This window comes from Blastococcus sp. SYSU DS0533, from assembly GCF_054050775.1.
In genome coordinates this window covers 150,099-162,218 of record NZ_JBJGZZ010000005.1, presented here as the reverse complement: position 1 = coordinate 162,218, position 12,120 = coordinate 150,099, and the positions used below count along the sequence as shown (strand labels likewise).

At 73.9% G+C, this 12,120-nt stretch carries 12 protein-coding genes; 5 read left to right on the top strand and 7 right to left on the bottom strand.

Annotated elements, in window-relative coordinates:
* Positions 1 to 23: 23 nt before the first annotated feature.
* Complete coding sequence (locus ACI79W_RS08735) at positions 24 to 803, bottom strand: isoprenyl transferase (RefSeq protein WP_456561683.1); 780 nt, start codon at positions 801 to 803, stop codon at positions 24 to 26.
* A gap of 129 nt (positions 804 to 932) precedes the next feature.
* On the opposite strand from ACI79W_RS08735, the gene trhA reads away from it, so the two are divergent.
* Positions 933 to 1,745 (top strand): PAQR family membrane homeostasis protein TrhA, encoded by an 813-nt coding sequence (gene trhA, locus ACI79W_RS08730; protein WP_456561682.1) that lies wholly within the window; start codon positions 933 to 935, stop codon positions 1,743 to 1,745.
* A gap of 87 nt (positions 1,746 to 1,832) precedes the next feature.
* Here the strand turns inward: trhA and ACI79W_RS08725 are convergent, their stop codons facing one another.
* Positions 1,833 to 3,083 carry a geranylgeranyl reductase family protein gene (locus ACI79W_RS08725; RefSeq protein WP_456561681.1) on the bottom strand — a complete coding sequence of 417 codons (1,251 nt, stop codon included), beginning with the start codon at positions 3,081 to 3,083 and terminating at the stop codon, positions 1,833 to 1,835.
* A gap of 46 nt (positions 3,084 to 3,129) precedes the next feature.
* On the bottom strand, positions 3,130 to 3,717 hold the full coding sequence (locus tag ACI79W_RS08720) for a hypothetical protein (RefSeq protein WP_456561680.1): 588 nt from the start codon (positions 3,715 to 3,717) through the stop codon (positions 3,130 to 3,132).
* Between the two features lie 162 nt (positions 3,718 to 3,879).
* Between ACI79W_RS08720 and ACI79W_RS08715 the strand changes: the two genes are divergently transcribed.
* Entirely contained in the window at positions 3,880 to 4,344 is a 465-nt protein-coding gene (locus ACI79W_RS08715) for a Fur family transcriptional regulator (RefSeq protein WP_456561679.1), read from the top strand.
* Entirely contained in the window at positions 4,341 to 6,560 is a 2,220-nt protein-coding gene (gene katG / locus ACI79W_RS08710; protein WP_456561678.1) for a catalase/peroxidase HPI, read from the top strand. The genes ACI79W_RS08715 and katG overlap by 4 nt, the downstream gene beginning before the upstream one ends.
* Before the next feature lie 235 nt (positions 6,561 to 6,795).
* Here katG and ACI79W_RS08705 read toward each other — a convergent pair whose 3' ends face one another.
* The 3 genes from ACI79W_RS08705 to mca are packed head-to-tail and all read right to left on the bottom strand — an operon-like array spanning position 6,796 to position 8,673.
* Complete coding sequence (locus tag ACI79W_RS08705) at positions 6,796 to 7,416, bottom strand: fibronectin type III domain-containing protein (RefSeq protein ID WP_456561677.1); 621 nt, start codon at positions 7,414 to 7,416, stop codon at positions 6,796 to 6,798.
* A gap of 55 nt (positions 7,417 to 7,471) precedes the next feature.
* Complete coding sequence (locus ACI79W_RS08700) at positions 7,472 to 7,789, bottom strand: hypothetical protein (RefSeq protein WP_456561676.1); 318 nt, start codon at positions 7,787 to 7,789, stop codon at positions 7,472 to 7,474.
* Positions 7,786 to 8,673 carry a mycothiol conjugate amidase Mca gene (mca, locus tag ACI79W_RS08695; protein ID WP_456561675.1) on the bottom strand — a complete coding sequence of 296 codons (888 nt, stop codon included), beginning with the start codon at positions 8,671 to 8,673 and terminating at the stop codon, positions 7,786 to 7,788. The genes ACI79W_RS08700 and mca overlap by 4 nt, the downstream gene beginning before the upstream one ends.
* Positions 8,674 to 8,920: 247 nt before the next feature.
* On the opposite strand from mca, the gene greA reads away from it, so the two are divergent.
* Both greA and ACI79W_RS08685 read left to right on the top strand, forming a co-directional pair.
* Entirely contained in the window at positions 8,921 to 9,424 is a 504-nt protein-coding gene (gene greA, locus ACI79W_RS08690) for a transcription elongation factor GreA (RefSeq protein WP_456561674.1), read from the top strand.
* Positions 9,425 to 9,431: 7 nt separating this feature from the next.
* Positions 9,432 to 9,764, top strand: a complete 333-nt coding sequence (locus tag ACI79W_RS08685) for an RNHCP domain-containing protein (RefSeq protein WP_456561673.1) — start codon at positions 9,432 to 9,434, stop codon at positions 9,762 to 9,764.
* A gap of 120 nt (positions 9,765 to 9,884) precedes the next feature.
* On the opposite strand, the gene ACI79W_RS08680 is transcribed toward ACI79W_RS08685, so the two are convergent.
* Positions 9,885 to 11,936 (bottom strand): M3 family metallopeptidase, encoded by a 2,052-nt coding sequence (locus ACI79W_RS08680; RefSeq protein ID WP_456561672.1) that lies wholly within the window; start codon positions 11,934 to 11,936, stop codon positions 9,885 to 9,887.
* Positions 11,937 to 12,120 lie beyond the last annotated feature (184 nt).

Below are 12,120 nucleotides of genomic sequence, written 5' to 3'. Positions count from 1 at the left end.
GGCGGCCAGTCTCGCAGCCGCCGTCACCCGCCGAAGCGGCGGTGCCGGGCCGAGTAGTCCCGCAGCGCGCGCAGGAAGTCGACGCGGCGGAAGTCCGGCCAGTAGACGTCGGTGAAGTGGAACTCGGCGTTCGCCGTCTGCCACAGCAGGAACCCCGACATGCGCTGCTCACCGCTGGTGCGGATGACCAGGTCCGGGTCGGGCTGCCCACGCGTGTAGAGGTGCTCGGCGATGTGCTCGACGTCGAGCACCTCCACCAACTCCTCCAACGAGGTGCCCCGGGCGGCGTGCTCGCTCAGCAGCGAGCGCACGGCGTCGGCGATCTCCCGCCGCCCGCCGTAGCCGACCGCCAGGTTGACCGTCGCCCCCGGACGGTCGGAGGTGTCGCGCTCGGCGTGCTCCAGGACGGCGACGGTGCGCTCCGGCAGCACCTCCCGGGCCCCCATGCTCCGGATGCGCCAGCGCCGGCCCGGCCGCGACAGGTCCACGGCGACGTCCTCGATGATCGCGAGCAGCGCGTCGAGCTCCGACGCGGGACGGCGCAGGTTGTCGGTGGAGAGCATGAAGAGGGTGACCACCTGCACCCCGGCGTCGTCGCACCAGCCGAGCAGGTCGGCGATCTTCGCCGCCCCCCGGCGGTGCCCGTGCGCGACGTCCTCCAGCCCGATGGCGCGCGCCCACCGCCGGTTGCCGTCCATGATCACGCCCACGTGCCGCGGCACGTCCGCGCCCTCCAGCGCCCGCGCCAGGCGGCGCTCGTAGACCCGGGTGAGCGCGTCACGGACCCGCCGGCGCACCCCCACGACGGTCACCCTAGTGACAAGGGCCCCCTCCTACCCGCCACTCGCGGGCTCGCGGCGAGCCTCGGACGGGCCGCGCAGGTCACAGCCGGTCCGGATGACGCCGCACCGGGTCCTCCGTAACCTCGGAGCATGAGCGTCCCTCCCCACGATCGCGCAGCAGTACGGGTGGAGGCGGACGGCGCAGAGCTCGAGGCTCCCGCCGAGCAGGCGCTGTCGACGGTCGTCGCCGAGGGCGAACGGGTCGAGCAGACCTGGGACGCCAGCCACTTCGGCGACGCCGACTGGGAGCACCCCGACACCCGTCCGCGGGCGCGTGGCTGGATCCACCTCTTCTCGTTCTTCGGCGCCATCGTGGCCGGCGCGGTGCTCATCCCGCTGGCCTCGGTCCAGGGCGCCCGCGCCGGGTGGTCGGTGGCCGTCTACTGCCTCACCATCTGCGGCCTCTTCGGCATCAGCGCGCTCTACCACCGACGGCGCTGGTCACCCCGCGGCTGGAAGATCATGAAGCGGCTCGACCACTCGATGATCTTCCTCTTCATCGCCGGCACCTACACACCGTTCGCGCTGCTCGCCGTCGACCAGCCCCTCGGCTTCTGGGTGCTCGCCGGCGTGTGGGCCGGCGCGCTGGCCGGCGTCACGCTGAAGATGACCTGGCCGACGGCGCCGCGCTGGGTGGGTGTCCCGCTCTACATCGGGCTGGGCTGGGTGGCGGTCTTCGTGCTCACGGACATCCTGCACATCGCCGGGGTCGCCTCGATGGTGCTGCTGGCCGTCGGCGGCGTGCTCTACACCCTGGGCGGGGTGGCCTACGGCATCAGGAAGCCCGACCCGTGGCCGGGCACCTTCGGCTACCACGAGGTCTTCCACGCGATGACCGTCATCGCGGCGATCTGCCACTACATCGCCGTGTACTTCGCGGTGTACAGCTCTCCTTTCGTCTGACCTCCGGTCAGACACCGCCACCAGGTGCCGCCCCGGCCCGCGTCGAGCCGCTGATCCGCGCCTGCGCGGGACCCTCCGGGAGCCCGCTCAGCTGAAGGGCTTGCGGTCGTCCAGGCGGACGGACAACCGTCCTGCCGCGCGCCAGGCGCGGGCGACGAGGTCGCGGTCCTCGTCTGAGACGAGGTTGCCCATGACGCGGAGCGCCACGGTCATCAGCGGGCGGGAGCGCATGCCGACCGGGCCGGCCAGGGGCAGGAACCGCGGCACCGTGAGGAGCCCGGCCAGCCGCCGCGCGATGGAGAACGCCTCGCCGTAGTGCCGCCGCAGGGTCGCCGGCCACGCCGCCGTCCAGTCGTCCTCGGCGAGCAACCCGGCGAGCGTCCGGCCGGTCTCCAGGCCGTAGTCGATCCCCTCGCCGTTGAGCGGGTTCACGCAGCCGGCCGCGTCACCGACCAGCGCCCAGTTGCGGCCGGCCACGCCGGACACCGCCCCGCCCATCGGCAGCAGCGCGGAGGTCACGTCCCGCACCGGGCCGTCCAGGTGCCACTCCGCGCGCCGGGTCCCGGCGTAGAACTCCAGCAGCGCCTTCAACTGGACCCCGGCCGGCCGGCGGGCGGTCGCCAGGGTGCCCACGCCGAGGTTGACCTCGCCCGCCTCACGCCCCAGCGGGAACACCCAGCCGTAGCCCGAGAGCAGCTCCCCCTCGGTGCCGCGCAGCTCCAGGTGCGAGCTGATCCACTCGTCGTCGCTGCGGCCCGAGCGCACGTAGCTGCGCGCCGCCACCCCGTAGGCGGTGTCGCGGTGCCACTCCCGGCCGAGGAGCCGGCCCAGCGGCGAGCGGACGCCGTCGGCCACGACCAGCCGCCGGCAGGCGATCTCCCGCGTCGCGCCGTCGGCGTCCTCGAACACCACCGCGCGCACGCGGTCGCCGTCGCGCTCGACGTCCACCGCCCGGGCGCCGTCGACCGGGGCCGCCCCGGCGTCGACCGCGACCTGCCGGATCCGGGCGTCCAGCTCCGTGCGGGGCACGGCGCTGCCGTGGTCGGGGAACGCCCCACCGGGCCACGGCAGCTGCCACTCCCGGCCGAAACCGGCGGCCCGGAGGCCGCGGTTGCGCGTCCTGGACCGGGCCCACTCCCCCAGGCCGAGCTGGTCGAGCTCGGCGATGGCCCGTGGCGTCAGCCCGTCACCGCAGGTCTTGTCCCGCGGGAAGACCGCGGCGTCGGCCAGCACGACGTCGGCCCCGGCCCGGGCCGCCCAGGCCGCGGCCGCGGCCCCGGCCGGGCCGGCCCCCACCACGAGGACGTCGGTGGTCGAGGAGCGGGTGGCATCGGGCACGCCGCCCAGTGTCCCTGCCCGCCGGCGACCTCCCGCGGACCACCTCCTACCGCGGTCCCCGACCCCGGACCTCCTCGACCGAGGCCATGGCGTCGCGGAGCTCGGTCAGCCAGTCGTCGGCGTGGCGGCCCACCAGGCGCACGGCCCAGGCGAGCGCCTCCGACCGCGACCGGGCCACCCCGGCGTCGACCAGCGTGTCGAGCACCAGCCGCTCGGGCTGCCGGAGGCGGGTCATCACCGGCACGGACGCGTGGGTGAACAGCTGGCGGGTGTCCCCGCAGGCCGCGCCCCACGCCACCGAGCGGCCGTAGCGCTCCTGCGCGGCGTCCGCGATGGCCATCCGGCGGCCCCGGGTCTCCTCGCGGAACCGCTCGATCCGGCCGGTGCGTGCGGCGGCGGCGTCGCCCTCACCCGCCGCCGGCTCCGGCAGGGTGCCGACGACGGTGATCTCGTCGCGGTCGATGGTGAGCTCGACGGGGCCGGTGAACCAGTCGTCGGGCAGCCGCCCGGCGAACCAGCCGGCGACCTCGGCCCGGTCGACGGGGGCCGGGACGTCCTGACCCCGGCCCCGCGGCCCGCGGCCGCGGCCGAAACCGGCACCCAGGGGTGCGTCGGCGAAACGATGCCCGTGCATGGCGACCTCCCGGTGCGCGTTGATTACACGGTTGCAGCGTAATCAGCGCAACGCTCGCCGGCCAGCCCCACGGCTGCGCCCAGAGCGGACAACAGCGCCCGCCGGCGCGCGGCGCCGGAAGAAAGACTGGATCCGATCAAGAGAAGCCGTCAGGATGACCCCGTGCCCGACCCCGTGGAACTCGGCCGCGAACTGCGCGCCGTGGGCCTGCGCGTCACCCGCCCGCGGCTGGCGGTGCTGGACGCCGTCCACGCCCACCCACACCTGGACACCGACGCGCTGATCGCCGCCGCCCGGGAGCGGCTCGGTGCGGTCTCCCACCAGGCGGTCTACGACGTCCTGCGGGCCCTCACCGACAGCGGGATCGTGCGCCGGATCCAGCCGCAGGGATCGGTCGCGCGCTACGAGGCCCGCGTGGGCGACAACCACCACCACCTCGTCTGCCGCGACTGCGGCGCCATCGTCGACGTCGACTGCTCGGTCGGCGCCGCCCCGTGCCTCGCCCCGTCCGACGACGCCGGCTTCGTGATCGACGAGGCCGAGGTCGTCTTCTGGGGCCGCTGCCCCACCTGCGCCACCGCCCGACCCGCTGACCGATCCCCCCACCCCGAGGAAGGCACACCGTGAAGGACGAGACCGACAAGGTCGTCACCGACAGCACCAGCGAGAGCGAGAACCCGGCGATCCCGTCGCCGACGCAGGTCACCAACCGCCGTCCGCAGAGCAACCGCGACTGGTGGCCCAACCAGGTCGACCTGTCGGTGCTGAACAAGCCCTCGAAGGACTCCGACCCCCTGGGCGACCTCGACTACAGGGCCGCCGTCTCGGCGCTGGACGTCGAGGCGGTGAAGCGCGACCTCGTCGAGGTCATGCGCACCTCGCAGGAGTGGTGGCCGGCCGACTGGGGCCACTACGGCCCGCTGTTCATCCGCATGTCGTGGCACGCCGCCGGCACCTACCGCATCGCCGACGGCCGGGGCGGCGGCGGCCAGGGGGCCCAGCGCTTCGCGCCGCTGAACAGCTGGCCGGACAACGCCAACCTGGACAAGGCCCGCCGCCTGCTGCTGCCGGTCAAGCAGAAGTACGGCCGCGCCCTGTCCTGGGCCGACCTGCTGGTGCTCGCGGGCAACGTCGCCCACGACGACATGGGCCTGAAGACCTTCGGGTTCGCCTTCGGCCGCGAGGACACCTGGCAGCCCGAGGAGGTCTTCTGGGGCCCGGAGGACACCTGGCTCGGCGACGAGCGCTACGCCGACAACGCGCCGCTCGACCTCGACGAGGGCCACCTCGCCGCCGTGACCATGGGCCTGATCTACGTCAACCCCGAGGGCCCGAAGGGCCAGCCCGACCCGGTCGCCTCCGCGCACGACATCCGCGTCACCTTCAGCCGCATGGGGATGACCGACGAGGAGACCGTCGCCCTCATCGCCGGCGGCCACACCTTCGGCAAGACGCACGGGGCCGGCAACCCGGAGCTCGTCGGCCCCGAGCCCGAGGGCTGCCCGGTGCACGGCAACGGCCTCGGCTGGATCAGCCAGCACGGCACCGGCAAGGGCGCCGACACCATCACCAGCGGCCTCGAGGGCGCCTGGACGCCGACCCCCACCACCTGGGACAACACCTACTTCGAGATGCTGTTCAGCTACGAGTGGGAGCTCACCGAGAGCCCCGCCGGCGCCAAGCAGTGGAAGCCCAAGAACCCCGAGGCGCAGGAGCTCGTCCCCGACGCGCACATCGAGGGCAAGAAGAACCCGCCGATGATGGCGACCACCGACCTCGCGCTGATCATGGACCCCGGTTTCCGCGCGATCTCGGAGCGGTTCCACAACGACCCCGAGTACTTCGCCGACCAGTACGCCCGCGCCTGGTTCAAGCTGCTGCACCGCGACATGGGCCCGAAGAGCCGCTACGTCGGGCCCGACGTCCCGGCCGAGGACCTCATCTGGCAGGACCCGGTTCCCCCGGTCGACCACGAGCTCGTGGGCGAGGCGGAGATCGCCGACCTCAAGCAGCGGTTGCTCTCCTCCGGCCTGACCGTGCCGCAACTGGTGCACACCGCCTGGTCCGCGGCGGCGTCCTACCGCGGCACCGACAAGCGCGGAGGTGCCAACGGCGCCCGGTTGCGGCTGGAGCCGCAGATCGGCTGGGCGGTCAACGAGGGCGTCCGGGACGTGCTCCCGGTGCTCGAGCAGGTCAAGGAGTCCTTCGAGTCCGAGACCGGCGCGAAGATCTCGCTCGCCGACCTCATCGTCCTCGGCGGCTCGGCCGCGGTGGAGAAGGCCGCGGCGGACGCCGGGGTGCAGGTCACCGTCCCGTTCCACCCGGGCCGCACCGACGCCTCGCAGGAGCAGACCGACGTCGACAACTTCCGTTGGCTCGAGCCGCGGGCCGACGGCTTCCGCAACTGGGTCGCCCCGGGCAGCAAGCTGGAGCCGGAGACGCTGCTGGTCGACCGCGCCTACATGCTCGAGCTCACGGCCAAGGAGATGACGCTGCTGGTCGGCGGCCTGCGCGTGCTCGGCGCCACCACCGGCGGCGTGCAGCACGGCGTCTTCACCGACCGCCCGGGCGTCCTGTCCCAGGACTTCTTCCGCAACCTGCTCGACCTGGGCATCCAGTGGCGCACCTCGGTCGACACCGAGGGCGTCTACGAGGGGCTGGACGCCGACGGCGACGTCGTCCGCACGGCCACCGCGGCCGACCTGGTGTTCGGCTCCAACTCGATCCTGCGCGGGATCGTGGAGGTGTACTCGGCCGACGACGCGAAGGAGAAGTTCGTGCAGGACTTCGTCGCCGCGTGGGTCAAGGTCATGGAGCTCGACCGCTTCGACCTGCACGCCTGATCCGCCCCACCGGACGCCCCGGCCCGCCGCGCGCGGGCCGGGGCGTCCGCGCGTGGCGAGGTCACGGAGCCTCGTAGACCTCGATCTCGGCCGCACCCGTCTCGCCGCCGCTGGTGCTCACCGCGTCGATCCGCGGGAGACCCGGCCTCGTGGACCACACCGGCCTCCAAGGGGCCTGAGCTCCGCCCGTGGTCGACGGTGACGGCGATCGTCTCCACGACCGACGTGCCGTCGCTCATCGACCGGCTGCGCAGGGCCAGCCCCACCACGTCGACGGCCCGCCCCAGGTCGAGGGGGATCGACGCGTCGTCACCGTCCCGTCGCTGGACCACTCCCGTGCCCAGATCACCGTCGACGGCGTTCCCCGCGGTGAAGGCCCGGAGAACTCGGAGCTGACGTCGACGACCTCGGCGCCGAGCGCCACGTCCTCCCCCGGCACCTCGGCGGCCTCCGCCTCCGGCGTCCGGAAGGTCATCAGCTCGCTGCGGTAGAGGCGGCCGCGGCCGTCGGTACCGGACCCCCGGACGCGGTAGAAGTGCTCGGTGCCGGGCTCGACCCCGCGCATCACCGCCCGGTGCTCGGTGTGGGCGCCGCCACCCATGTCGGCGTCCGTGGCGATGCCGTCACCGAGGGACTCCTCCCGCCCGAACACCACCGCGCAGGCCATGTCGATCGCGGTGGCGACCTGCGGCGTCGCCGACGCCCCCGACGGATCCGGCACCACGACCGGGGCCTCGGTGAACACCCGCTCGGCCGCGAGCACCACCGGCCCGGCGGGCGTCGGCCCGCCGCCGCACCCGGCGAGGGCGACGACGGCGAGGGGCACCGGCGTGAGCCGGCGCACGACGGGGGTCACACCCCGGTCGACGGGACGGAATCGGCACGCGTTCCGCCGCAGCGGGCCTGCGAGGTCAGCCCCGGTCGCCCTCCTCGCGCCGGGGGGCCTCGATGGCCAGCGGCGCGCGGCGCAGGGTGTCGAGGATCTGCTGACCGGGCTCGCGGGGCTCCTCCAGGCCGGCCGGCGAGTCCGGGACGACCACCCGGGGCTCGCGGTCGTCCGCGTCGAAGCTGCGCGGCAGCCGCTTCAGGTGGCCGCTCATCGACTTCACCAGCAGGGCGCTGGCGACGAGCAGCAGGACGAGCAGCAGCAGGCCGAACGGGCCGGACTTGCCGACGTCCTGGGGGGCCTGCTGCTGGGCCACGACGAGCAGGCTCAGGGCGGTGGTCATCGGGTGGTCACCTCGCTGCGGATGCCGGCGAACAGATCGTCCTCCGGGGTGGGCGTGTCGACCAGCGAGCGGGCCAACTCGTAGTCCTCGGTGGGCCACACCTGCTGCTGGGTCTCCACCGGGCAGGCGAACCAGCGGCCCAGCGGGTCGATCTGGGTGGCGTGCGCGATCAGCGCCGCGTCGCGCACCGGGAAGTACTCGGCGCACGGGACGCGGGTGGTGACCCGGTGGGAGATGTCGTGCGCCGGGTCCCAGTTGGCCAGCCACTCGGCGTAGGGCGAGTCCGAGCCGGTCGCCAGGATCGCCTCGTGCAGCGCCTTGGTGCGCGGCAGCGTGAAGCTCATGTGGTAGTAGAGCTTGCTCACCTGCCACGGCTCGCCGAGCTCGGGGTACCGGTCGGGGTCGCCGGCCGCCTCGAAGGCGTGCACCGAGATCTGGTGGGTCTTGATGTGGTCGGGGTGCGGGTAGCCCCCGCGCTCGTCGTAGGTGGTCATCACCTGCGGCTTGAACCGGCGGATGAGCGCGACCAGCGGCGCCGCGGCCTCCTCGACCGGCACCAGGGCGAAGCAGCCCTCGGGCAGCGGGGGCAGCGGGTCGCCCTCGGGCAGGCCCGAGTCGACGAAGCCCAGGAACTCCTGTTCGACCCCGAGGATCTCGCGGGCCCGCGCCATCTCCTCGACCCGGATCTGCGGGAGCCGCTCCCACACCTCGGGCCGGTCCATCGCCGGGTTGAGCACCGAGCCGCGCTCGCCCCCGGTGGCGGTGGCCACCAGGACGCGAACACCCTCGGCCACGTACTTCGCCATCGTGGCGGCGCCCTTGCTCGACTCGTCGTCCGGATGGGCGTGCACGGCGAGCAGGCGCAACTGGTCGGGATCGGTCACGCGCACAGTGTCCCTCGCCGGGCGGCGGTGGTGGCGGACGCCCACCCGGGTGTGGCCGAGGACGCGCAGGTCAGCCACCCGTCCGGGCGGAACGTGTCGTCGATCACGCACCGGTGGGCTACGGTGCCGCAACCAGCCAGGACCGCAACAGCGGTGCAGCCGCCCGCGCCGCGGTGTTAGCTTGGCCGTTCGACCAGCGGCCGCTCCCACACGGGGGCGGCCTCCCGAGTTTTCAGGAGTACCCCACGTGTCCACCCCCACTGACGAGCAGGACCAGGGCATCTGGCTCACCCAGGAGGCCCACGACCGGCTGAAGGCCGAGCTCGACCAGCTGGTGGCGAACCGCCCGGCGATGGCCGCCGAGATCAACGCCCGCCGCGAGGAGGGCGACCTCAAGGAGAACGGCGGCTACCACGCCGCCAAGGAGGAGCAGGGCAAGCAGGAGGGTCGGATCCGCCAGCTCACCGACCTGCTGCGCAAGGCGCGCGTGGGTGATGCGCCGAAGACGGCCACGAACGCCGCCCTGGGCACGGTCATCACCATCCGGTTCGCCGGGGACGACGACACCGAGAAGTTCCTGCTCGGGTCCCGGGAGATCGCCGGCACCACGGAGCTCACCGTCTACTCCCCCGAGTCGGCGCTCGGCTCGGCGATCATGGGCGCGGCACCGGGCACCTCGGTCACCTACCAGGCCCCGAACGGCCGGGACATCACCGTCGAGGTCGTCGCGGTCGAGCCGTTCGTCCCCTGAGCGGCCGGTGAGCGCGCCGCGCGCCCGCTCCCGGCGGGCGGAGAACACCGGCTTCGCGTGCGTGCACTGCGCGGCGCCGGTGCCGGCCAACACCGACGGGCACTACCGCAACCACTGCCCGTACTGCCTGTGGTCCCTGCACGTCGACGACCTGCCCGGTGACCGGGCCAGCGAGTGCCGGCAGCCCATGGAGCCGGTCGGGCTGGTGGAGAAGTCGGGCAAGGGCTGGCAGGTGGTCCACCGCTGCACGGCGTGCGGCCACCGCCAGCCCAACCGGCTGGTCCGCGACGGTGAAGCCCCCGACGACCTGGACCTGGTGCTCTCGCTGCCCTGGCTCTGACCTCGCGATCGTCCGAAACGCACCGCGGCCACGTGCCGTGCCCCAGCGGCGCCGAGCCGCTGCGTCGTGCCTGCGCGGACCCCTGCGGCGCCCACTCGTCACGACCCGGGGAGCGCCGCCTCAGGCGGCCAGACCGCGGCGGCGCAGCAAGGGCATCGGGTCGGCGTCGCGGCCCCGGACGGCGCGGAAGGCCTCCAGCGGGTCGACCGAGCCGCCGACCGCGAGCAGCCGCTGCCGGAACACCTCCCCGTTCTCCCGGCGCAGCCCGCCGTTCTCCTTGAACCACTCCACGGTGTCGGCGTCGAGCACCTCCGACCAGATGTAGGAGTAGTAGCCGGCCGAGTAGCCCCCGGCGAAGACGTGCTGGAAGTAGGTCGTGCGGTAGCGCGGCGGCACCAGCTCCGACGCGACGCCGGCCTCGGCGAGGGCAGCCCGCTCGAACTCCACCGGGTCGCCCACCTCGGTCCCCGGGGTGAGCCGGTGCCAGGCCTGGTCGAGCAGGGTGGCAGCCAGGTACTCGAGGGTCGCGAAGCCCTCACCCCACAGCCGGGCGGCGTCGATCGCCTCCACCACCGAGGCCGGCAACGGCTCCCCGGTGTCGACGTGGCGGGCGTAGTGCGCGAGCACCTCGGGCCAGAGCGCCCACATCTCGTTGACCTGGCTGGGGAACTCGACGAAGTCGCGGGGCACGGCGGTGCCCGCGAAGCGCGGGTAGGTGACCGCGGAGCTCAGCCCGTGCAGCGCGTGGCCGAACTCGTGGAAGAGCGTGTTGACCTCGTCGAGGGTGAGCAGCGTGGGCCGGCCGGCGGGCGCACGGGTGACGTTGAGGTTGTTGACGACGACCGGGCGGGTGCCCAGCAGCCGGGACTGGCGGACGAAGGAGCTCATCCAGGCCCCGCCGCGCTTGCCCTCCCGGGCGAAGAAGTCACCCAGGTACAGGCCGACCGCGGCACCGTCGGCGTCGGTAACCTCCCAGACCCGGACGTCGGGGTGGTAGCCGGCGAGGTCGGCCCGCGGGGTGAAGCGGAACCCGTACAGGAGCTCGGCGGCGCGGAAGACGCCGTCGACCAGCACCCGGTCCAGCTCGAACCACGACCGCAGCTCGGTGGTGTCGACGGCGTACCGCTCGGCGCGCACCCGCTCGCTGTAGAACGCCCAGTCCCACGCCGCGAGCTCGACACCGTCGCGGCCGGCCACCTCCCGCAGCACCGCGGCCTCGGCCTCGGCGTTGGCGACGGAGGCCGGAACCATCGCGCCCAGCATCTCGTCGACCGCGGCGTTGCTGCGCGCGGTCGAGTCGGCCAGCACGAGCTCGGCGTGGGTGCCGAAGCCCAGCAGCCGGGCCCGTTCGGCCCGCAGCCGGGCGATGCGCTCGGCGACCGGCCGGTTGTCGTGCTCACCCGCGGACGCCCGGCCCACGGAGGCCTCGAACACCCGGCGGCGCAGGTCCCGGTCGCGCAGCTTGGTCAGCGCCGGCTGCCCGGTGGGCAGCACGAGGGTGAGCAGGTACCCCTCGACCCCGCGGTCGGTGGCCGCGCGCGCCGCTGCGGCGACCTCCTCGTCGCTCAACCCGTCCAGTTCCGCGGCGTCGGCCACCCGCACCGCAGCGGCCTCGGTGGCCAGTTGCAGGTTCTGCCCGAACGTCGTCGACAGCTCGGACAGCTGCTGGTTGAGCTCACCCAGGCGGGCCCGGCCGGCGTCGTCGAGGCGCGCGCCCGCCAGCACGAAGTCGAGGTGGTACCGCTCCACCAGCCGCACCGACTCCGCGTCGAGGCCGGCGGCCTCCCGGGCGGCGTGCACGGCATCGATGCGGGCGAACAGCGCAGGGTCGAGCCGGAGGGCGTCGTCGTGGGCCGCGGCCAGCGGCGCGATCTCCCGCTCGATCTCCCGCAACCGGGGCGTGGCGATGGACGACGACAGGTTGCCGAACACCGACCACGCGCGGTCGAGGAGCGCGCCCGACCGCTCCAGCGCCACGATGGTGTTCTCGAAGGTCGGCTCCTCGGCCGCGGCCAGCAGCGCGGCCACCTCCCGGCGTTGCTCGGCCATCCCCGCCAGCAGGGCCTCCCGGCAGTGCTCGAGGGTGATGTCGGCGAACGGGGGCAGCCGGAACGGCAGCCCGGACGGGGAGGCCAGGGGGTTGTCGGCGGAGAGTGCCACTGCGGTGCTCATCGCCGCCCATTAGATCGCGATGCCCCTCACCGCACCGGCCTCGCACCGCGATGACACCGCGATCCTCCGGATCGCGCCGCGGCCAGGAGCTGTCCCGACCTGCGCCGAGCCGAACAGTCGGCACGTCGGGGACCCTGCGGGCCCCGCTCCGCGCCGACCTCTGGCCGGAGCGGAGCGGGGAACC

What these genes read in the sequence shown, in the direction of transcription:
- trhA (WP_456561682.1), top strand. Translation starts at nt 933, where the DNA reads ATGAGCGTCCCTCCCCACGATCGCGCAGCAGTACGGGTGGAGGCGGAC.
- ACI79W_RS08720 (WP_456561680.1), bottom strand. Translation starts at nt 3,717, where the DNA reads ATGCACGGGCATCGTTTCGCCGACGCACCCCTGGGTGCCGGTTTCGGC.
- ACI79W_RS08700 (WP_456561676.1), bottom strand. Translation starts at nt 7,789, where the DNA reads ATGACCACCGCCCTGAGCCTGCTCGTCGTGGCCCAGCAGCAGGCCCCC.
- ACI79W_RS08680 (WP_456561672.1), bottom strand. Translation starts at nt 11,936, where the DNA reads ATGAGCACCGCAGTGGCACTCTCCGCCGACAACCCCCTGGCCTCCCCG.